This is a genomic window from Rhizobium sp. BK512, from assembly GCF_014194915.1.
In the GTDB taxonomy this organism is placed as follows: domain Bacteria; phylum Pseudomonadota; class Alphaproteobacteria; order Rhizobiales; family Rhizobiaceae; genus Rhizobium.
This window is the reverse complement of the sequence record NZ_JACIAS010000001.1, coordinates 465836-487240: the sequence shown is the minus strand read 5'-3', so window position 1 is coordinate 487240 and position 21405 is coordinate 465836. Positions and strand designations below refer to the sequence as shown.

The 21405-nt window shown below is 61.7% G+C and carries 20 protein-coding genes and 1 other RNA gene; 12 read left to right on the top strand and 9 right to left on the bottom strand.

The annotated features are described in order from the left end of the window. The first annotated feature begins 174 nt into the window (after positions 1 to 174). Positions 175 to 1128, top strand: a complete 954-nt coding sequence (locus tag FHX06_RS02520; protein WP_113205635.1) for an NmrA/HSCARG family protein — start codon at positions 175 to 177, stop codon at positions 1126 to 1128. Between the two features lies 1 nt (position 1129). Here FHX06_RS02520 and FHX06_RS02515 read toward each other — a convergent pair whose 3' ends face one another. Both FHX06_RS02515 and FHX06_RS02510 read right to left on the bottom strand, forming a co-directional pair. Next, positions 1130 to 2050 (bottom strand): LysR family transcriptional regulator, encoded by a 921-nt coding sequence (locus tag FHX06_RS02515; protein ID WP_113210706.1) that lies wholly within the window; start codon positions 2048 to 2050, stop codon positions 1130 to 1132. A 151-nt stretch (positions 2051 to 2201) separates the two neighbouring features. Continuing rightward, on the bottom strand, positions 2202 to 2909 hold the full coding sequence (locus FHX06_RS02510) for a helix-turn-helix transcriptional regulator (RefSeq protein WP_113210705.1): 708 nt from the start codon (positions 2907 to 2909) through the stop codon (positions 2202 to 2204). 87 nt (positions 2910 to 2996) lie between these two features. Between FHX06_RS02510 and FHX06_RS02505 the strand changes: the two genes are divergently transcribed. Further along, a complete protein-coding gene (locus tag FHX06_RS02505; protein WP_113210704.1) occupies positions 2997 to 3395 on the top strand; it encodes a VOC family protein in 399 nt (132 codons plus the stop codon). Between the two features lie 31 nt (positions 3396 to 3426). On the opposite strand, the gene FHX06_RS02500 is transcribed toward FHX06_RS02505, so the two are convergent. After that, positions 3427 to 4521, bottom strand: coding sequence for an AbrB family transcriptional regulator (locus tag FHX06_RS02500; RefSeq protein WP_183877974.1), 1095 nt, complete (start codon positions 4519 to 4521; stop codon positions 3427 to 3429). 149 nt (positions 4522 to 4670) lie between these two features. Beyond that, positions 4671 to 5573: a LysR family transcriptional regulator gene (locus FHX06_RS02495; RefSeq protein WP_113210703.1), complete on the bottom strand. Its 903-nt coding sequence runs from the start codon at positions 5571 to 5573 to the stop codon at positions 4671 to 4673. 91 nt (positions 5574 to 5664) lie between these two features. Between FHX06_RS02495 and FHX06_RS02490 the strand changes: the two genes are divergently transcribed. The 3 genes from FHX06_RS02490 (at position 5665) to FHX06_RS02480 (ending at position 12028) form a co-directional block, all read left to right on the top strand. Further along, entirely contained in the window at positions 5665 to 6717 is a 1053-nt protein-coding gene (locus tag FHX06_RS02490; RefSeq protein WP_113210702.1) for an aldo/keto reductase, read from the top strand. Between the two features lie 101 nt (positions 6718 to 6818). Next, positions 6819 to 8231, top strand: coding sequence for an FAD-binding oxidoreductase (locus FHX06_RS02485; RefSeq protein ID WP_018115673.1), 1413 nt, complete (start codon positions 6819 to 6821; stop codon positions 8229 to 8231). 89 nt (positions 8232 to 8320) lie between these two features. Next, the gene (locus tag FHX06_RS02480; protein WP_183877972.1) at positions 8321 to 12028 is read left to right on the top strand and encodes an AsmA family protein; all 3708 of its coding nucleotides are present in this window, start codon (positions 8321 to 8323) and stop codon (positions 12026 to 12028) included. 26 nt (positions 12029 to 12054) lie between these two features. Here the strand turns inward: FHX06_RS02480 and FHX06_RS02475 are convergent, their stop codons facing one another. From FHX06_RS02475 to ssrA, 4 genes are all read right to left on the bottom strand, one after another. Continuing rightward, entirely contained in the window at positions 12055 to 12276 is a 222-nt protein-coding gene (locus tag FHX06_RS02475) for a ribbon-helix-helix domain-containing protein (RefSeq protein WP_018115671.1), read from the bottom strand. Between the two features lie 84 nt (positions 12277 to 12360). Then, positions 12361 to 12549, bottom strand: coding sequence for a DUF4169 family protein (locus FHX06_RS02470; RefSeq protein WP_018115670.1), 189 nt, complete (start codon positions 12547 to 12549; stop codon positions 12361 to 12363). Positions 12550 to 12600: 51 nt separating this feature from the next. After that, on the bottom strand, positions 12601 to 13113 hold the full coding sequence (locus FHX06_RS02465) for an SspB family protein (RefSeq protein WP_018115669.1): 513 nt from the start codon (positions 13111 to 13113) through the stop codon (positions 12601 to 12603). Between the two features lie 130 nt (positions 13114 to 13243). Next, positions 13244 to 13620, bottom strand: a transfer-messenger RNA (tmRNA) gene (gene ssrA, locus FHX06_RS02460). Positions 13621 to 13734: 114 nt separating this feature from the next. Between ssrA and FHX06_RS02455 the strand changes: the two genes are divergently transcribed. The 6 genes from FHX06_RS02455 (at position 13735) to FHX06_RS02430 (ending at position 19436) form a co-directional block, all read left to right on the top strand. Further along, positions 13735 to 14529: a thymidylate synthase gene (locus tag FHX06_RS02455; protein WP_112541303.1), complete on the top strand. Its 795-nt coding sequence runs from the start codon at positions 13735 to 13737 to the stop codon at positions 14527 to 14529. A 107-nt stretch (positions 14530 to 14636) separates the two neighbouring features. After that, on the top strand, positions 14637 to 15158 hold the full coding sequence (locus tag FHX06_RS02450) for a dihydrofolate reductase (RefSeq protein WP_018115667.1): 522 nt from the start codon (positions 14637 to 14639) through the stop codon (positions 15156 to 15158). Between the two features lie 144 nt (positions 15159 to 15302). Next, the gene (hflK, locus tag FHX06_RS02445) at positions 15303 to 16400 is read left to right on the top strand and encodes an FtsH protease activity modulator HflK (protein ID WP_183877970.1); all 1098 of its coding nucleotides are present in this window, start codon (positions 15303 to 15305) and stop codon (positions 16398 to 16400) included. Between the two features lie 3 nt (positions 16401 to 16403). Further along, entirely contained in the window at positions 16404 to 17366 is a 963-nt protein-coding gene (gene hflC, locus FHX06_RS02440) for a protease modulator HflC (RefSeq protein ID WP_018115665.1), read from the top strand. Positions 17367 to 17377: 11 nt separating this feature from the next. Next, positions 17378 to 17563, top strand: a complete 186-nt coding sequence (locus tag FHX06_RS02435) for a DUF2065 family protein (protein WP_183877968.1) — start codon at positions 17378 to 17380, stop codon at positions 17561 to 17563. Between the two features lie 103 nt (positions 17564 to 17666). Continuing rightward, positions 17667 to 19436, top strand: coding sequence for a Do family serine endopeptidase (locus FHX06_RS02430; protein WP_112969289.1), 1770 nt, complete (start codon positions 17667 to 17669; stop codon positions 19434 to 19436). Between the two features lie 79 nt (positions 19437 to 19515). On the opposite strand, the gene serB is transcribed toward FHX06_RS02430, so the two are convergent. Next, complete coding sequence (gene serB / locus FHX06_RS02425; RefSeq protein WP_183877966.1) at positions 19516 to 20406, bottom strand: phosphoserine phosphatase SerB; 891 nt, start codon at positions 20404 to 20406, stop codon at positions 19516 to 19518. Between serB and miaA the strand changes: the two genes are divergently transcribed. After that, positions 20405 to 21301, top strand: coding sequence for a tRNA (adenosine(37)-N6)-dimethylallyltransferase MiaA (miaA, locus tag FHX06_RS02420; protein WP_183877964.1), 897 nt, complete (start codon positions 20405 to 20407; stop codon positions 21299 to 21301). The genes serB and miaA overlap by 2 nt on opposite strands. Positions 21302 to 21405: the final 104 nt, after the last annotated feature.

The window sequence follows — 21405 nt, the reverse complement described above, 5'->3', positions numbered from 1 at the left end:
GCCGTGGCATTTATCCAGAAAACGGCATTATCATATGCATTGCGCATGCCTACAGCAAGAAAGCTCGATGCGATAGCTTGCTCCCGAGTTGGAGCTAGCGGCATCGGCCGAATGCTCTCCCCGAAATGACGCTTGGCGGCAGCCAGCGACAGGGAAAAGGTTCAAGGCGCAACTATGTCTGTAAATGATAAGCCACTTATCGCAATTGTCGGTGCAACCAGCAAACAGGGTCGCAGCGTCGCGGCGACGCTCCTTCGCAGCGGGCGTTTCCGCGTGCGCGCCCTGACCCGACAAAAGGATTCACCCGAGGCTTTGAGTCTGGAGAAACTTGGAGCTGAAATTGTAACGGTCCCTCTCCAGATTGGCTTCCAGAAGGATCTTGTCGCTGCCTTCGAAGGCGCGGACGGGGCGTTCCTGATGACGCCGCCCGTTACACCGCCGGCAACGATAGAGGCTCCTATCGGCCGCCAGCTGGCGGATGCCGCGGTTGAGGCAGGCGTCGGACATATCGTGTTCAGCACGCTCGAAAATGTCGATGCGATCTCGGGCGGGACGAAGTTTGCTCCGCACTTCACCGACAAGGCGCGCGTTGCAGATTATATTCGCGGTCTGCCGATCGCGCATTCCTTCGTCATGCTGGCATTCTTCTACACGAACCTTCTCGAATATTATCCGCCGCGGATGGAAGGCGACACGCTCGTGCTGCCGATCTATCTGCCGGAAGATTTCCGGGCGCCTTTCGTCGATCCACTGACGGCGACCGGGCCGGCCGTGCTCGAAATCTTCTCAAATCCCGAGCGATACAACGGGAAAACGCTGCCTGTTGTCGGCGATATCATCTCGCCCCGGGAGATGGTCGAGACTTTCCGAGCGGTAACCGGCCTCAGGGCAGAATATCGAAACGCTTTCACCAGGGATGGCCTGCTGCAGTATTTTCCGGAGTTTGCCGCCAACGAATTCCTCGTGCGAGAGCTTGTCGGCATGGTCGAGTACGCTGTCGAATACGGCTATTTCGGCAAAGAGCATGACCTGGAATGGAGCCGCCGACTGGATCCCGATACACTCGACTGGGAGCAGTATCTTCGCACCACGGGCTGGCGCGGCGACAAGAAATCTTTCGGGCTCTGAGTCATGATGGGCGGATTCCCGGCAGTTTGGGAATCTCGGCGACAAGAAAGTCGGTGAGAAGGCGGACACGGGCAATGGCTGAACGCTCGGGCACGATGAGCAGGCTCAGCGGCACCGGCGCCGGACGATAGTCTTCGAGCACGACCTCGAGCCGACCGCTATCCAGGAGATCGTGGACCAGCCAAAGGTGAGCGGGACCGATGCCGCGTCCTGCGGCCAAGGCTTCGCGCGCCGCAAGCCCGTGATCGACGCGCAGCTTCCCGTTGACTGGAACCGTCACATTCGCGCCATGGCGGGAGGAGAGAGCAATCTGATCGCTCCCGGCCACATTGGACATTATGACGGTTTCGTATCGTGAGAGATCGTCCGGTCGCTCCGGCCGTCCGTGGATGGAGAAGTAAGCGGGAGCGCCGACCATCAGCCGATGGCTTTTTCCGAGCGCATGAAGCTTCATGGAACTGTCGGTGAGAGGTCCGAGCCGCAGTGCCACGTCAACGCCCTCGCGAACCAGATCGATGCGCTCGTCGGTCAGGTTGAGATCGACGCTGATATCAGGATGCCGGTCCTGAAATTCGAAGATGAGGCGGGTGATGTGCATCACGCCAAGCGCTGCAGTGCATGAAAGCCTGACAGCGCCTGCAGCCGCCCGACGGGCATTCCTGGCTTCCTCGGCAGCCTGCTCGACCAGGCGTAACACCTGAAGGCAGCTGGTATAATAGCGGCTGCCTTCGTCGGTAAGGATGACGCGACGCGTGGTTCGGCTGAGGAGAGCTACGCCGACTGCGTCTTCGAGTTCATTGAGGTGCCGCGTCACGGTTGATTGACCGATACCGAGCTCCCTTGCCACAGAAGACAGATTGCCGCGCTCGGCAACGCGAACAAAGGTGCGCATTCGGTCGAGAGACAGTCCGGTGTTATCCATTTTTCAGCACAGTGATGTTCATTGAGCCAGTCTAGGGAATAACCAGGCCTGCGGCTAGTCAGGCATAGGCAGAACAATTCAGAGGCTGTTTCGAAGGCCACGCAGTTTGATGGGTCCCCGCATTTAAACGGCGTTTTCCGCAGACCGCCAGTCACGGAGCAGCGCGCAAACGGGATAGTTCGGTTTCACGCCAGTGCAGCCATTGCTGTCTCAACCTGCCTCTGGATACGCCGATAGTCTCCTCGAGAACCTCGAAGTCGAGGATGCGTTCGGTGCGAAAATGGCGGAAGGCCTGCTTTGATTCACACCACGCGATCAGGAGGCAATGCGTGTCTGCATAGCCTAGAAGCACCGGCCACACGATGCGGTGGCTTACCTCGCCACTGGCCGCGCGATATTCGAGATCGATCTTTCGCCCCTCCCTGATCGCCCGCCTGACCGGGCGGGTGTCGAACGTCGGGCTGTTGGTGACCTCCTCGGGCTTCAGGCCGACTGCGGGTTCGGCGATGAACGGAAGGAGGTCGTCGGGTACCGTGTCGGTAATCTTGGCGATGACATCTCTGGCGGCATTGGTGATCGCCGGGTCACCCAGTTTTGCAACCATCTGAACGCCGAGCAGAACGGCTTCGATTTCCTCTGGTGTCAGCATTAGTGGCGGCATGTCGTATTGCGGATCGAGGACGTAACCGAACCCCGCTTCCCCTTCTATGGGAACACGCTGGCCGATCAGATGAGCGATGTCGCGATAGACGGTGCGTCGCGCCACCTCGAGTTCATCGGCAAGCTGCGCCGAGGTGACCGGACGGTTTGACCTTCGAAGTATCTGGATGATCTGAAAAAGCCGTTCCGCTTTTCGCATGCTGGTGACTCCTGCTGCCACAACGCTGGCAGGATGACTATGTCACAAGAGCGGGCAAAGAGATCGTTACGCCTGAAGGAGAAAATGATGAAGCTCGCATCCACCCGTCTTGTCGCCTCGGATATTAAAAGCATGGTGGCCTTCTATGAGCTCGTGACGGGCTATCGCGCGGAGTGGCTTGCTCCGGTCTTTGCCGAGATCGTCACACCCGGGGCCGTCGTGGCGATAGGGAGCACTGAGACGGTCGCCCTGTTCAAAGAGGGCAGTGCGGAGCCAGGCGCCAATAGAACCGCCATTCTTGAATTCATGGTGTCTGATGTCGACGCTGAATTCGCTCGGCTCAAGGACCATGTCGAGGTTGTGCATGAGCCCAGGGATATGCCGTGGGGAAATCGCACGGTCCAGTTCTCGGACCCGGAGGGAACCCGCGTGGCGCTTTATACACCCGTTACCGAGGCCGCGAGGCAACGCTTCAGCGGCCGTTGACTGGCCTGCGGGCTGCCGAGGGTTTCGTCGCTCAAGCAGCGTTTTCCGCGAGCCCGGAGCGGCGGGCGATGAAGCGGGCGACTGCCGGGCCGATCAACAGGATCATCATGAAACGGCCGGTCTGCATGGCCATGACGAAAGGCACGTCGACATCGCTCGACGCGGCGATGATGGCGACGGAATCGGCGCCGCCGGGGCTGGTGGCGAGATAGGCCGTCAGCGGATCGATACCGGCGAATTTGTGGAGGGCGACGGCCATGCAGCCGCAGAGCGCCATCAGGATGATGATGGAGGCGGAAACGCGGGGCAGGGCGCGGGCGGCGTGTTCGAGAATCGAGCGGGTAAAGCGCAGGCCGATGCTCCAGCCGATCAGCGCGTAGCTGAGCGCTAAGATCCAGGTCGGCAGTTCGATCTTCAGCAGGCCGAAGCCCTGCAAAACGGCTCCGCCGATCAGCGGGATGACGATATTGCCGCCCTGGATGCGGAAGCGGAAGACGCCGTAGCAGCAAAGGGCGGCGAAGCTGATCGTGATCGCGAAGGCCGGCCAGTCGACCGGCGGGAAGAAGATGACCGGCGGCGGCTCTTGCCCATCGGCGGCGGCCCAGAGACGGGAGATGACGGAGGCGCCGACGGCGACGAAGACAACGCGCAGATATTGCATGAAGGCGACGAGGCGGGCATCCGCCCCGTAGGCCTCGGACATGATGACCATGGCCGAGGCGCCGCCGGGCGTGGAGCCCCAGACAGCCGTCGTGCCGGGCAGAACCTGCCAACGTGTCAAAAGCCAGCCGAGACCGGCGGCAATGGCGACCACAGAGACGATGAAGACGAAGAAGAGCGGCGCATCCTTGGCCATGGTTCCGAGGATATCGGGCGTGATGTTGCGCGCCATCAGGAGGCCGACCAGCACCTGGCCGAATTGCAGCGGCCAGTAGGGGACGCGCAACTGCCCCTTGCTGACGGTAAGGGCCAGAACGATTGCCGCGACCATCGGGCCGATCAGCAGCGAGGCGGGCAGGGTGAAGAGTTCCAGGAACAGCACAAGAATGGCGGACAAGGCGAGCAGCAATGCCCATTTGGGCAGGCTCGCTTTCTGCTGGAAGCTGCTTGCGTCCAAAATTGTCATCCCCGAACTTTTCGACCGGAGCGAGCCCGAAGGCGGAGGTGGGAGGAAGCCCCGGCAGCATGAAGAGGCCGGCTGAGAGCCGGCAAGCGCAGACCCGGTATAGGCACGCAGCAGCCAAAGGGTCAATTGCGGAATCTGGCCCTTTGCTCCTAAAGGCGGGTATGTTTCGCGAGAAAATCGAGCAGAGCGCGAACACGGGCCGGCAGTGGCCCGCCCTGGCCGATATAAACTGCGTAGAATTCCTCGACATCGCCGGGATTGAGATCTTCCAGCAGGGGAACGAGCCGCCCGGCGGCGATATCGGCGCGCACGGTGAATTCCGTCATGCGGGCAAGGCCGGCGCCCGAGAGCGCCAGATAACGCATGGCCTCGCCATCGCCGACCTGCAGGCCCGGGGTAAGGGGAATGGTGATTTCCCCGCCGTTCTCCAGGATCGGCCAGCCTTCCAGCGCCCGAGCATAGGAAAAGCCGATGCGGCGATGGTTTTGGAGTTCGGCGGCTGAATGCGGTTCGCCATATTGCGCGAGATAATCGGGGGAGGCGACGATGATCTTCCTGGCGGCGCCGAGCTTGCGCGCGATCAGGCTCGATGTCTTCAGCGGTCCAGCGCGGATCGCCACATCGGCACGCTCTTCCAGCAGATCGACGACCTTGTCGGTGTGGGTGATATCGAGCGTCACCCCCGGATGCCCGGCGAGGAAGGCGGGGACGAGCGGGGCCAGAACATGATTGCCGAAGGAACCGCTGGTGTTGATGCTGATGCGGCCGGCCGCCTGTTCTCCCGCCGAAGCGAAACGCTCCGCCTCCGATATGTTGGCAAGGATCGCCACGCTGCGCTCATAGAAGGCGCATCCCTCCGGTGTCAGCTGCAGCTTGCGCGTCGAGCGGTTGACGAGGCGGGTGCCGAGCCTTGTCTCCAGCCGGGCGACCAGCTTGCTGACGGCCGATGGCGTCATGCGCCGCGCCTGCGCGGCAGCGGAAAAACCGCCGCGTTCGACGACGCTGACGAAGACTTCCATTTCGCCCGATCGATTGATGTCCTGACGGCTCATGATGAATTCAAATCACAGATGATATGCTCTAAGGCAATCTATATCATCGTTCCGGCCGGGTCTATCTCTTTGGGAAACAGGAGATCGAACCATGGAATACAGAAATCTGGGCGCATCGGGCTTGAAAGTGCCGGTGCTGAGCTTCGGGGCCGGCACCTTTGGCGGCAGCGGTCCACTCTTCGGTGCCTGGGGCACGACGGATGCGCAAGAGGCGCGGCGGATGGTGGATATCTGCCTGGAGGCGGGTGTGACGCTGTTCGACACGGCGGACGTCTATTCGGCCGGTGCTTCAGAGGAGGTGCTGGGGCAGGCGATTTCCGGAAAGCGCGACTCCGTGCTGATCTCGACCAAGACGGCGCTGCCGATGGGCGAGGGGCCGAATGATTGGGGCACCTCGCGGGTGCGGTTGATCCGCGCGACCGAGGATGCGCTGCGCCGGCTCGGCACTGACTATATCGACCTGTTGCAGCTTCATGCCTTCGATGCCTCGACGCCTGTCGAAGAGGTGCTTGCGACGCTCGATGGGCTCGTGGCTGCCGGCAAGGTTCGCTACATCGGTGTTTCCAATTTCTCCGGCTGGCAGCTGATGAAAGCGCTCGGGCTTTCCGAGCGCTATGGCTACCCGCGCTACGTTGCCCACCAGGTCTATTATTCGCTTGCCGGGCGGGATTACGAGTGGGAACTGATGCCGCTTGCCGCTGATCAGCAGGTCTGTGCCCTGGTCTGGAGCCCGCTCGCCTGGGGGCGGCTGACCGGCAAGATCCGTCGCGGCGCGCCTTTGCCCGAGGGAAGCCGCCTGCATCAGACGGCGGAATACGGCCCGCCTGTCGATGACGAAAGGCTCTTCGATATCGTCGACGTGCTGGACGAGATTGCCGCCGAGACCGGCAGGACGGTGCCGCAGATCGCCATCAACTGGCTGATCGGCCGGCCGACGGTTTCAAGCGTCATCATCGGCGCACGCAACGAGGAACAGCTTCGCCAAAACCTCGGTGCGGTCGGTTGGAGCCTGACGCCGGAACAGATCGGGCGGCTGGATGCCGTCAGTGCCGTGACACCGCCCTATCCCTATTTCCCCTATTATCGGCAGGAGGGCTTTGCGCGGCTGAACCCGCCTGCGATCCCCACAACAAGGATGGGATGAGATCTTCCCTGAATCTTGGCTGGACAGCCGCTTTGACTTGCCTCATACCCGGCCTGCTACAGATGCTGTAGCAGGCTGTGGAATGCAGGGAGATCAAGGGCATGGCACTGCGCGACGCGAAGGCTGGGATGCGAAACGAGGCGGGTATCGAGGCCGTCACCGGTATCCTGAAACAACGCTTCGGAGAGCGCTTCCAGACCGGCCAGGCTTTTCGCGCCCAGCATGCGCACACGACCACCTATATTCCCGCCCAGCTGCCCGACGGAGTCCTCTTTGCCGAGACGGCCGACGATGTGAAGACCGCTGTGCGGGCCTGCGCCGATCATAAGGTGCCGGTCATCGGGTTTGGCACCGGCTCTTCGCTCGAAGGGCAGGTCAACGCGCCGAATGGCGGCATTTCCATTGATTTCAACCGCATGAATCGAGTGCTTGAAGTCAATCCCGAGGATCTCGACTGCACGGTCGAACCGGGCGTCACGCGCGAGGCGCTGAACACCCATCTGCGCGATACCGGCCTGTTCTTCCCGATCGATCCCGGCGCCAATGCCTCGATCGGCGGAATGACCTCGACGCGGGCCTCCGGCACCAATGCCGTGCGCTATGGAACGATGAAGGACAATGTGCTTGCGGTGACGGCAGTGACGGCCTCCGGCGAGGAAATTCGCACGGCGCGCCGCGCCCGCAAGTCGTCGGCGGGTTACGATCTGACGCGGCTCTTCGTCGGGGCGGAAGGTACGCTCGGTATTCTGACCTCGGTGACGCTGCGGCTGCACGGCATTCCGCAGAAGATCGCCGGCGGTGTCTGTGCCTTCCCGAGCGTGAAAGCGGCGTGCGACGCCGTGATCATGACGATCCAGATGGGCATTCCGGTGGCGCGTATCGAGCTTGTCGATGCGCTGCAGATGCGCGCCAGCATTGCCTATGCCAATCTTCCCTATGAGGAGAGCCCGGCGCTCTTCCTTGAATTCCATGGCACGGACGAGACGGTGGCGCTGCAATCGACCGCCTTTGCCGAGATTGCGGCCGAATGCGGCGGCGGTGAATTCAAGTGGACGTCGAGCCCGGAGGAGCGCACCAAGCTCTGGAAGGCGCGTCACGATGCCTATTGGTCGGTGCGGGCGCTGGCGCCCGGGCTTGCCGTACTTTCGACCGATGTTTGTGTTCCGATATCCCGGCTTGCGGATTGCGTTGCCGAAACGCAGGCGGATATCGAGGCAAATGGTTTGCTGGCGCCGATCGTCGGCCATGCGGGCGACGGGAACTTCCATGTGCAGCTTTTGTTCGACGACAAGAGCGCCGCTGACATCGCGACGGCCGAGGAATTCGTTGCCCGGCTGAACGCGCGGGCGCTGGCAATGGACGGGACATGCACCGGCGAACACGGGATCGGGCAGGGGAAAATGGCATTTCTGGAGCAGGAGCTCGGGGGTACGGTGGATCTGATGCGCCAGATCAAGCGCTCGCTCGACCCGGACAATATCCTCAATCCCGGCAAGATTTTTCATCTGGGCTGAAAATGGAACAATCTCATGATCTTGGCCCTTGCCCCCGGCATGAATAGCGCTAGTGTCGGCAACAGAATCCCGAATGGAGAATCCCTGACTTGATAGGCCGGTTCCTCGTCTTTCTAGGAGGAGTGATCGTCGTAGTGCTCTTCGTGGCGCTGCTGGCACCGCTATTCATCGACTGGACGGATTTCCGGAAGAATTTCGAGGATCAGGCAAGCCGCATCATCGGCAAGAAGGTGACTGTGCATGGCACGGTCGATGCCCGGCTGCTGCCGTTTCCCTCTGTGACGCTGCATGACGTGCGCGTCGGCCAGGAGGAAGACGGCACGCCGGTCGTGCAGGTCGAGCAGTTCTCCATGGATGCCGAGCTTGCGCCCTTCCTTTCGGGCGAAGCGCTGATCTTCGACATGCGCGTGGTCAATCCCAAGGTGCAGCTGCGGCTCCTGAAAGACGGTTCGCTGGACTGGATGCGCGGCAGCCAGCCGGAAATTCCAGCCAAGACGGTGGTTCTGGAAAATGTGCATGTCAGCGGCGGCGAGATCGAGTTCATCGATGATCAATCCGGTCGTTCGCGCCACGTAACGGGGCTGAATGCCGAGATGTCGGCAAAGTCGCTCGCCGGTCCATGGCGCATCGAGGGCGACGGCGCGCTTGACGGCGAGCATGGCAGCTTCTCGATTGCCAGCAACCAGCCGGACGAAAACGGCGTGCTGCGCGTGCGCACCCGACTTGCGCCCGACAAACATCCCGTCAGCATCGATCTCGACGGTGAACTCAAGCTCGTCGACAGCCGGCCGAATTACCAGGGCACGCTCTCGGCCGCGATCGAGAGCAGCGAGGGCAAGACTGAAAAAGGGGAGGCGCCGCCGCGCCTCAAGGGTCGTTTCGAGCTTACCAACGACCGCATCCGCATTCCCGAATACCGCATGGAGGTCGGCTCCACCAGTGACCCCTATGTGATCACCGGCGAGGCGACGCTCGATACCGGAAAGGCGCCGGAATTCCTGCTGACCGCCGATGGCCAGCAGATCGACGTCAACCGTATCGGCAATCAGGGTGCCGCCGGCAAGACCAACCGCGACCCGGCGGTTTCGGCACGTCAGCGATTGAATTCGCTGCTTGAAATTGTCGGCCAGGTACCGATCCCGCAGGTGCCGGGCAAGGCGACCGTGCGCCTGCCGGCGATCGTTGCGGGCGATACGACGATCCGCGACGTGGCTCTTGAACTGGAGCCTGCCGGCAACGGCTGGATGATCGACAGTGCTGTCGGCACGCTGCCCGGCCGCACGCAGGTGGAAGGCAAGGGCAAGCTGACGCTTACGGGCGAACCGTCCTTCAACGGTCAGATGGTGGTTGCCTCCAACCAGCCGACCGGGCTTGCTTCCTGGCTGGCAGGTTCGGTCGATCCCGCGATCCGCCAACTAAGGCAGGCGGGTTTCTCCGCCAATGTCAGCCTGACGCACGATCTGCAGCGTTTCGAGAATCTGGAGATCGCGATCGGTGCCGCGACGCTGAAGGGGCGCCTGGAGCGGCAGGCGACCAACGGCCAGACACCGTCGCTTTCCGTTGCGCTTAACGGTGATTCACTCGATCTCGATGCGTTGAGGGCGCTGACCGGCCTCTTTACCGGCCAGGATGCCGGTGACAACGTGCTCGATCACAGGATCGCCGCGCAACTCAAGGCCGATAAGTTCACCGCCTTCGGCGTGCAGGCGGACAATGTCGAAACGACTTTCACGCTCGCGGACGGGGCGCTTTCGGTCGACCGGCTGTCGATCAAGAACCTTGCGGGCGCCGAACTGACGGCGACGGGCAAGGCGGAGGGATCGCTGCTCGACTATAAGGGCACCGGCGAGATCACCTTCAAGGCTGCCGATCCCGGCGCCTTCTTCGCCATGCTGCGCGAGCATCTGCCGCATCATCCGGTCATGGACCGGCTGGTGCGCAATGCGGGATGGTATGGCAATACGGCGCTGCGCGGCGCGCTTACGCTCGGCGGCGACGATGGCGATGCGCTGGCGGTGACGCTCGCGGGCGTTTCGAACGGCAGCCGCGTCAATCTCGACTACCGCATGTCCGACCTGCTGGCGCTGACCGGCAACGGCACGACGACGCTGGAGGCAACGCTCGACAATGCCGTGCCGTCGATCCTGTTCGGGCAGGCGGGCCTCGATCCGCTGCCGGTCGATGCCGGCGCCAATGGCCGCATGACGCTGAAGGTGACGGCGACCGACAATGATCCCGCCGACGCCGCGCTGACCTTTGCGACCGACCGGACCTCGTTTACGGCAAACGGCAAGGTCGACGTGCGGCCCGATACTTTCATGAACGGCAAGGTCGCCGTGTCGCTCGAAAGTGCCGATCTCGACCCGTATCTGGTCATGAACGGCATTGCGCTGCCCGAGCTCGGCACCGGGCTGCCTTTCAAGCTGCAGACCAATGCGACCATCGATGCCGACAAGGTGGTGCTGGCCGATCTCAACGGGCACGCGGCCGACAACGAATTTGCCGGTGCGCTGACCTTCGATCGCAAGGCGGCAAAGACTACGGCGAGCGGCGCGCTTGCGCTTTCCACGGCCGATCTCGGCTGGCTCGGGGAGGCCGTGTTCGGGCAGATCGATGATCCCGCCAATGGCCAGCTGACGACGGCAGCCCTTGGCATGCCGCTCTTCCGCGATCTCGACGTCAATCTGAAGCTCACAGCCAAGCAGTTTTGGCCGAGTGTTTTCAACACGGCGGTGAACGATTTCAGCTCGAATGTTGCCTACAAGGGTGATGAGCTGCAGCTCAACGACATTGCGGGCAACTGGGACGGCGGCACACTCTCCGGCAACCTGCTTTTCACCAATGCCAATGGCACGGGCTTCCTGCAGTCGCGACTGGCACTTGCCGATTCCGATCTCGGCGGCGTCATCTGGCTGCGCGACGGCGCACCTGTCGCCAACGGAAAATTCGGCATGTCGCTGGCGCTCGAAGCCTCGGGCAAGACGGTTTCGGAGATTGCGAGTTCGCTGAACGGCTCGGGTGAAATCCGGCTTGGCGAAACGAGCGTTCGCGGGCTGAACCTTGCGATCCTGGCGCCGCTTCTGGCCGCGACCGATCCGATGCAGGACCAGATCAATGCGGGCAAGGTGCATCCGATCGTCGAGACGCTGCTGAACAACGGCGAGGCAAAACTGCCGCCACTCGGTATTCCCTTCAACGTGACCGACGGTACGCTGCGTATCCAGAACGTCAGTGTCTCCAACGATCTGGCGCATCTGAGCGCCGATGCGCAGATCGAGCTGCCGCAGCAGCGTATCAGCGCAACGCTCGGCATCGGTTTCAACCCTGGCGCCGAGGCGCTTTCAGGCGCGGAGCCGGGTATCCGCCTGAACTTCTCCGGCCTGCTGGCTTCGCCCGGCAAGACGATGGATGTGACCGACATTACCAGCTATCTTTCGCTGCGTGCCTTCGAGCGCGAGCGGCGGCGCGTCGAACGCCTGCAGGCCAACGTGCTGGAGAAGCAGCGGCTGCGGCGCGAGGTGGCGCTCTATCGCTTCAATGACGCCCAGCGGGTTGCAGCTGCCGAGATCGAGCGGCAGCGGCAGGCAGAAGAACAGCGGCTGCGGGCTCTGGCGCAGGATGCGGCTCAGCGCAAGGCCGAAGCCGAGGCGAAGGCAGCGGCTGAAGCAGCGGCGCGTGCCAAGGCGGAGGCGGAGGCGAGGGCTGCGTCGGAGGCCGAGGCTGCCCGCCGGACCGAACGACCGTCGCCGCCCGGCCAGCTCAATTTCGATCAGCTGCCAGGCGTTCAGGCGCAGTAAAAAGGGCGGCGGTCAAACACGCCCAATCAGGCGTTCGCCGCGGCATTTTTCAGCCAGCACAAGACGTGCAGCCGCAATGCCGAGGAGAGGTTGCTGTCGGGCATGCGGTTATCGTCGATCTCTGATATCAGTGCCGCGAGCGGCATGGAGCGGCTCGCGGCAATCGCCTTCAACTCGGTCCAGAACTCATCTTCCAGCGAAAAACTGGTGCGGTGCCCGTGCAACGTCGCCGAATGTTTGCGGATCATCGGCCCTGCTTCGTCTTGATTGAGAAAGTGATTCAGTAAGGAATCGCATCTGCTTGATCGCCCAAGCCTTTCAGGCGTCGGCGATCAGGTCTTGTCGTCTTCGATCCGGCCCTGATCGAGCACCTTTTCGGCTTTCTCGTTGAGGGCACGGGTCAATTGCTTTTCAGCTTTGGTACGGCCGTGCGAGATACGGTTCTGCTCTGCCTGCTTCTCCTTTTCGGAGCGAGCCTGCTGCTTGCGGAACTGGCGCAGGTTGACGATTTCGGCGCTCATGCGGTTGCCTCCGTCATGAAAGAAAAAGGGAGGCTTTCGCCTCCCTTGGCATTACTGTTTCTTGCGGAAAGAATCGAGTGAAACGACCGAGCCCGGTTTCTTTTCCTCGCCTTCCACGGCAGGTTTTGCCGCCGCATCCTCGGATTTGGCTGCATCGACAGGATAGGCGGTGATCTCGGCTGCCGGCAGTTCCTCGCCATCGCTCAGCGGCACATCGAACTCCAGCTCGAAATTGACCGAGGGGTCGTAGAAGCCTCTGATGGCATTGAAGGGAATGACGAGCTTTTCCGGCACGTCCGAGAAGGACAGGCCAATCTCGAAGTGGGATTCCGTAATTTTCAGTTCCCAGAACTGGTGCTGGATGACGATGGTCATCTGCTCGGGATATTTGGACTTCAGGTGCTGCGAGATGCGCACGCCGGGAGCACCGGTCAGAAACGTAATGAAGAAGTGATGGTCGCCGGGCAGACGGCCCGTCGTTGCGACTTCGGTCAAGACCTTGCGGATGACACCGCGCAACGCGTCCTGTGCCAGAATGTCGTAGCGGATATGATCCTGCCCCATGCTTTTCCTGTCTTTCGTCGGTTTGGAAGTCTTTTCACGAACTTCTATGGCACGTCCGGCCGCTTTGGGAAAGGCGCAAGCCGATTCATGCACCCATCAGCATACATGATTTCGTCGAAAAAGGGGAGAAGGTGAAGGCTTCTGTTGCCAGGTGCCTTCGGACCCCGCCTTACGGGGCTAACCGTAAGGGCTTAGTTCGGAATTCTCACACCGCCATTAGGCAGCGAGAGCGTATTCCTTAGCGTTGTTGTCGTTTGCAACTACACTTGTGACCCGATAACGGCGGTATCATGCCGAGCAAAAAGTCGATCTTTACACCCTTGTCGATCCTATTTCGCCCCCATCAAAAGCAGTCCTTTTCCCATCAGGGAAGCCGTCTGTTTTTGGTGGAGGCGCCGGGTACCGCCCCCGGGTCCAATAGGCTTATTCCATCGCCCGTTTATCGCCATAGCCGGCCCGAAAGCCGGCACGGGTGATATAGTGTTTTTGTGATCGCAAGGAAAGGGGATACGTCACAAAAGCTTCGTGCTCTCCAGCGATTTTGCTTGGATAATCAGTAACGCGCATTGGTTTGCGGCCGTTTTCCCCTTAAATTAGGCGCAAAAGGAATCGGTGGCGACCATGAAGCAATATCTCGACCTCTTGAGCCATGTGATGGAAAACGGCACCGACCGCGGCGACCGTACGGGTACCGGCACGCGCTCGGTCTTCGGTCACCAGATGCGCTTCGATCTCGATGCCGGCTTTCCGGTGCTGACGACGAAGAAGCTGCACCTGCGCTCGATCATCCACGAGCTCCTGTGGTTCCTCAAGGGCGAGACCAATATCCGCTACCTGCATGAAAACGGCGTCAGCATCTGGGACGAATGGGCCGACGAGAACGGTGATCTCGGACCGGTCTACGGTGCCCAGTGGCGCTCCTGGCCGGCACCGGATGGCGGCCATATCGACCAGATCGACAATCTCGTCAAAGGCCTCGTGAAGAATCCGAACTCGCGCCGTCACATCGTCTCGGCCTGGAACCCGGCCGAAGTGGACGAGATGGCGCTGCCGCCCTGTCACTGCCTGTTCCAGTTCTATGTGGCCGACGGCAAGCTTTCCTGCCAGCTCTACCAACGCTCGGCCGATATCTTCCTTGGTGTCCCCTTCAACATCGCTTCCTATGCGCTGCTGACGATGATGGTGGCGCAGGTGACAGGGCTGAAGTATGGCGAATTCGTCCATACGCTCGGCGATGCGCATCTCTACCACAACCATTTCGAGCAGGCGAAACTGCAGCTGACGCGCCAGCCGCATGCGCTGCCGCGCATGGTGATCAAGCGCGACGTCAAGGATATATTCGGCTTCGTCTACGAGGATTTCGAGCTCGTCGGCTATGAGGCCGATGCCAGTATCAAGGCGCCGATCGCCGTCTAAAGCGTGTCGCGATCTTTCAGATCGCCTGCTTCAGGTTTCTGTTTCGCATGTCGTTACCGCAGACCGCTTCATAGGTTTGCGTGGCGTGCTCCAAGCCGGGAAGGCCGATGTCCGATATCCGCAAGACCATCTTCGTCGCCGTTGCGCGCAACGGCATCATCGGCCGCGACGGTGACATGCCCTGGCGGCTTTCGACAGACCTCAAGCGCTTCAAGGCGATGACGGTGGGCAAGCCCGTCGTCGTCGGCCGCAAGACCTTCGAGAGTTTCGGCGGAAAGCCGCTGCCGGGACGCCAGCACGTGGTGATCTCGCGGGATGCCGATATCGACCATCCCGATGTTCATATGGCCCGCTCGCTCGACGAAGCGATCACAATGGCCGAGGCGCTCGCCCGCAAGCAGGGCGAAAACGAAATCTCCATCCTTGGCGGCGGGCAGATCTACGCGCAGGCCATCGCTTTCGTCGATCGCATGTGCATCACGCATGTCGAGGCCGATGTGGATGGCGATACTGTTTTTCCGGCCATCGATGCGGCCGCCTGGGTGGCGACCGAAAGTCTTGATGTTCCGGCAGGGGAGAGGGATACCTATCCCACGCGTTTCGTCGTTTATGAACGTCGAGATGCCTGAAAAGGAACTATTTTCCAATTAAATTGACCAAGTTTCTGACGCCGCGTTGAAAGCAGATGCGGTGATACCTATAACGGTCCCATCGCATCCGCCGGTAGCCCCCACGGCGGTCGGATGTATGACGTAACGAACAACGAGGTTTTGATGCCCTGGAGCAATCAGAATGGCGGCGGCGGCCCTTGGGGCGGCGGCGGCGGAAATAACAATCAGGGACCATGGGGGCAGGGGCCGAACCGTCCACGCGGCGGTGGCGGCGGCAAGGGCGGTCCGCCCGATCTGGAAGATATCATCCGTCGCGGACAGGATCAGTTGCGGGGCATCGTTCCCGGTGGTTTCAACGGCGGTGTCGTTGCGATCATCGTCGCGGTCATTGCGATCTTCTGGCTTTTCCAATGCATTTACGTCGTCCAGCCGGACGAGCGCGGCGTGGAGCTGCGTTTCGGCAAGCCCAAGGAAGAAATTTCCATGCCGGGCCTGCATTTCCACTTCTGGCCGTTCGAAACCGTCGATATGGTCAAGGTGACGGTGCAGCAGCAGAATATCGGCGCCACCACGGCCGGCTCTTCGAGCGGGCTGATGCTGTCGGGTGACAGGAGCGTCATCAACGTACAGTTTGCCGTCTTCTACACGATCAGCGATCCGAAGGCCTACCTCTTCGGCGTCGAGAATCCAGCCGAGACGCTGCAGCAGGTTTCCGACAGCGCCATGCGCGAGATCGTCGGCCGCCGTCCGGCACAGGATGCGTTCCGCAGCAATCGTCAGCCGATCGAGACACAGGTCCTCAACATCGTTCAGGATACGATGAACCGCTACGGCGCGGGCATCACCGTGACCGGTGTGACGATCCAGAACGTGGCGCCGCCGCGTGAAGTCGCCGATGCCTTCGAAGAAGTGCAGCGTGCCGGCCGCGACCGCGACAGCACGATCGAGGACGCCAACCGCTATACGAACCAGAAGCTCGGCCAGGCGCGAGGCGATGCCGCCCGTATCCGCGAAGACGCAGCCGCCTACAAGGATCGCGTCGTCAAGGAAGCCGAAGGTGAGGCCCAGCGCTTTACCGCCATCAATGACGAATATTCGAAAGCTCCCGACGTGACGCGCAAGCGCCTGTTCCTGGAAACGATGGAACAGGTCTTGAAGAACTCCAAGAAGGTCGTGATCGACGACAAGCAGGGCGTCGTGCCCTACCTGCCGCTCAACGAGATCAATCGACCGGCGGCACCGGCACGGCAGGGAGGTTGAACCATGCTATCCAACAGACTTCCCGTAATCCTCATCGGGCTCGCGATCATTCTCGCCATTCTTTATTCGTCGATCTTCGTGGTCAATGCGCGTGAGCAGGCAATCGTTGTCCGCTTCGGTCAGATCCAGTCGGTCAAGAGCGAACCGGGCCTCTATTTCAAGCTGCCCTTCGGCTTCATGGATGCCGATCGGGTACAGTATGTCGAAAAGCGCGCACTCAGGCTCGACCTCGACAATATCCGCGTTCAGGTTCAGGACGGCCAGACCTTCGATGTCGATGCCTTCGTGATCTACAACATCTCGGATGTGCGCCGTTTCCGCGAAACGGTGTCGGGTGATCGTGACGCTGCCGAGGCACGTCTGCGCGCGCAACTCGATTCCTCGCTTCGCCGCGTCTACGGTCTGCGCGACTACAATGCCGCGCTTTCGGAAGAGCGCGTGGCGATGATGCTCGAAATCCGGGACGATCTGCGCACCGACGCCGAAAATCTCGGCCTGCATATCGACGATGTCCGCATTCGCCGGACCGACCTGTCGCCGGAAGTGGCTCCGAATACCTATAACGCCATGCGCTCCGAGCGTCTGGCCGAGGCCGAGCGTATTCGCGCCGAGGGTAACGAAGAAGGCCAGCGCCGCCGGGCCGTCGCCGACCGTCAGGTCGTCGAGATCACCGCGGATGCCCAGCGTGACTCGGAAATCCTGCGTGGTCAGGGTGACGCGGATCGTAACCGCATCTTCGCAGAGTCCTTCGGCAAGGATCCGGCCTTCTTCGAGTTCTATCGCTCGATGTCGGCCTATTCCACGGCCATGTCCTCGCAGGATACGACGCTGGTTCTGTCGCCGAGTTCGGAGTTCTTCCGCTACTTCGAAAATTCGAACGGCAATCAGCCTGCAGTACCCGGCCAGACGGGTGGCCTCGTGCCGCCGCCGGCCGCGCAGCCTGCGCCTGCTCCGGCGGCGAACTGACGACATAGAGAATGCAGGATTTCCTGACGGGACTTGCATTCTTCCTCATCATCGAGGGGCTGGTCTATGCACTGGCCCCTCGTTTTCTTGTCGGGATGGCGAAGCTTCTTCCCAGCATTCCAGAGTGGCAATTGAGAGCCTTCGGCCTGGCAGCGGCGGCGCTTGGCGTCGGAGGGGTCTGGCTTTTGCGAGGGTAGGTCACATTCGGAAGGGGATTTCGCGAAAAGGTGATTTCGCCCTCCATCATTCCGCCGTATGCTGATGCTGTATGTGCGCCTTTACCCCAGCAGAGGAAGCTTGATGGCCCCCACGAATCGCTCGCCCTTCAGACGAACGCTCGCGCTCCTGGCCGGCACCGCCCTTCTGGCAAATGTCGGCGCAAGCGGTGTTGCGCATGCGCAAACCGCTCCCGCACCAGCGACACCTGAACAGGCAGCACCGGCCCCTGCGGCGCCTCAAGCACCAGCGGTTTCTCCTGCTGCGGTCGCACCCGCGGCTCCGCCCGTGCAGATGACGGCGCCGGGCAACGGGCCGGCTTCCGTTGCCGATCTCGCCGAGGGACTGCTCGATGCCGTGGTCAATATTTCGACCTCGCAGAACGTGAAGGATGACGAGGGGGCCGGGCCGGCTCCGCGCGCGCCGGATGGCTCGCCGTTCCAGGAATTCTTCAACGATTTCTTCAATAAGCAGCAGGGCAATCGCGGTCCCAACCACAATGTCAGCTCGCTTGGTTCCGGTTTCGTCATCGATCCCAGCGGCTATATCGTCACCAACAACCACGTGATCGAAGGCGCCGACGACATCGAGGTCAATTTCGCCAACGGCTCCAAGCTCAAGGCCAAGCTGATCGGCACGGATACCAAGACCGATCTTTCGGTGTTGAAGGTCGAGCCGAAGCAGCCGCTGAAATCCGTCAAGTTCGGCGATTCCAGCGTCATGCGCATCGGCGACTGGGTCATGGCGATCGGCAACCCGTTCGGCTTCGGCGGATCGGTCACGGTCGGCATCATTTCGGGCCGCGGCCGCAACATCAATGCCGGCCCCTATGACAATTTCATCCAGACGGATGCGGCGATCAACAAGGGCAATTCGGGCGGTCCGCTCTTCAACATGAAGGGTGAGGTGATCGGCATCAATACGGCGATCATTTCTCCCTCGGGCGGCTCGATCGGCATCGGCTTCTCGGTGCCGTCGGAACTCGCTTCAGGCGTCGTCGATCAGCTTCGTGAATATGGCGAGACGCGCCGCGGCTGGCTCGGCGTACGCATCCAGCCCGTCACCGACGAGGTGGCCGACAGTCTCGGCCTCGACAGCGCCAAGGGCGCTCTGGTTGCCGGGGTCATCAAGGGCGGACCTGTCGACGACGGTTCGATCAAGGCCGGTGATGTGATCCTGAAATTCGACGGCAAGGTCGTCAGCGAGATGCGTGACCTGCCGCGCGTGGTCGCCGAAAGCCCTGTCGGCAAGGAGGTCGATGTCATCGTGCTGCGCGACGGCAAGGAGCAGACCGTGAAGGTGACGCTCGGCCGTCTCGAAGACAGCGACCAGGCGGCTGCTGCCGGCGACAATTCCGGCGATGACGGCGTCATCAATCCCGATCCCGGCGAAAACAACGATATGGACGAACCGGATCAGGGCGGCGATCAGGGGCAGACCGCGCCGGACGGCCAGGACCCGCACCAGCAGGATCAAGGACAGGATCAGAAAGGCCCAGATCAAAAGGGCCAGAATCAAAAGGGGCAGGATCAGGCGACACCAGGCCAGGTTACGCCAAAGCATGTGCTCGGCCTGTCGCTCTCGCTGCTCAGCCCCGAAACCCGCAAGGCCTTCGGCATCGCCGAAAGCGTCGACGGTGTCGTCGTGACCGAGGTCGCTCCGGGTTCTGCTGCGGCCGAAAAGGGTCTCAAGCCCGGCGACGTGATCGTCGAAGTGGCGCAGGAATTCATGAAGTCGCCGGATGCGGTTGCCACGAAAGTGCAGACGCTGAAGCAGGAAGGCCGGCGCAATGCGCAGATGATGGTCGCCGCTGCCAATGGCGATCTGCGCTTCGTAGCCGTGCCGATGGAGTAAGGGCTTCGAATACGGTTCCGAAGATCAAAAAGGAGCGGTTAGCCGCTCCTTTTCTGTTTTCAGATGTGGCTCGCTGCGCTCAAGCCGTTACGAAATCCGTCTTGCGGTAGCCTTGGATATAGAGCAGCGCCGTCAGGTCGCCGTGGTTGATCCGCATGCCTGCTTCAGCGGCGACAGCCGGTTTGGCGTGCAAGGCGACGCCGGAGCCGGCCAGATGCAGCATGCCGAGATCGTTGGCGCCGTCGCCGACGGCAATGGCGTCTTCAGGGGAGATGCCGAGGCGGGCGGCGATGTCGTTCAGGGCGTCGACCTTGGCCTGCTTGCCGAGAATGGGTTCGGCGACGTAGCCGGAGAGGACGCCGCCTTCCTCAAGCAGGATATTGGCGCGGTTTTCGTCGAAGCCGAGGGTCGCGGCGATGCTGCTGGTAAAGACCGTGAAGCCGCCGGAGACGAGGGCGGTGTAATAGCCCTTCGATTTCATGGTGGCGATCAGTTCCAGGCCGCCCGGGGTCAGCGTGATGCGCTTGGCAATGACTTCATCGACGACCGATATCGGCAGGCCCTTCAGGAGCGCGACGCGTTCGCGCAATGCCGGCTCGAAGGCGATCTCGCCGTTCATGGCGCGGGCGGTGATCGCCGCGACCTTGTCCTTGAGGCCTACTTCGGCGGCGAGTTCATCGATACATTCCTGGCCGATCATGGTGGAATCCATATCGGCGATCAAAAGCTTCTTGCGGCGGGTTTCCTGCTCCTGGATGACGAGATCGATCGGGTTGCCGGCGATTACGGCGTGCAGGCTGGCTTCGGCCACCTGGCCGTCGGAGCCGTCCGCGAGCACGATATCGCAGGCAATACCGTCCGCCAGCCAGTAGAGCCCCGATGACTTGACGGCGTCGGCGGCGCGCTCGGCGATCGCGGGCGAAAGAACGGGGTTTGACGGATTGGCAACAAGCGTGGCAACGAGGGCCATGATGGAAAACCTTCTGAGCACTTTGAATGCGATCCTGATAACCGGGCCGACTGCCAGCGGCAAGTCCGCGCTCGCTGTGAAACTGGCCAAACAGCATGGCGGCGTGGTGATCAACGCCGACAGCATGCAGGTCTATGACACGCTGCGGGTGCTGACGGCGCGGCCTTCGGAAGAAGATATGGAAGGCGTGCCGCACCATCTCTACGGTCATGTGCCGGCGGGGCAGGCCTATTCGACGGGCGCCTGGCTACGGGACGTGACGGCGCTCTTGCCGCGCATCCGCGCCGAGGGAAAGCTGCCGGTCTTCGTCGGCGGCACGGGGCTCTATTTCAAGGCGCTGACAGGCGGGCTCTCGGAGATGCCTGTCATCCCCGAGGCGATCCGCCAGCGGCTGAGGGGCCGACTGCTGCAGGAGGGGCCGGAAGTTCTCTATGCGGACCTTGCCAAGGCCGATCCCGCCGTCGCCGGAAGCCTCAATCCGCAGGACGGGCAGAGAATCGTGCGGGCGCTTGAAGTCTTCGAGGCGACGGGCCAGTCGATCGCCGAATTCCAGGGGCAGGCGGGGCCAGTCATCGTCGATCCCGAGACGGCGCGCAAGATCGTCGTGCTGCCGGATCGCGCCGTACTGCACCAGCGCATCAATGGCCGTTTCGAGAAGATGCTGGAGCAGGGAGCAGAGGAAGAGGTGAAGGCGCTGCTGGCGCTCGATCTTCCCGCCGAGATGCCTGTCATGAAGGCGATCGGTGTGTCGCAGATCGCGGCGATGCTGCGCGGTGAGATGAGTCGCAACGAGGTGATCGAGCGCGGGGCAGCCGCCACGCGGCAATATGCCAAGCGGCAGATGACATGGTTCCGCAACCAGATGGATGAAAGCTGGGAACGGTTGACCGTCTAGGGGCGCGACGAGCGTGCGTCTTGCTCCCTCTTGTCCCAGGCGGGGGCAAGGCATTTGTGGCGGCGTTTCGTTCGACTATCAGAGATGGCTGCGGCTAAAGCCAG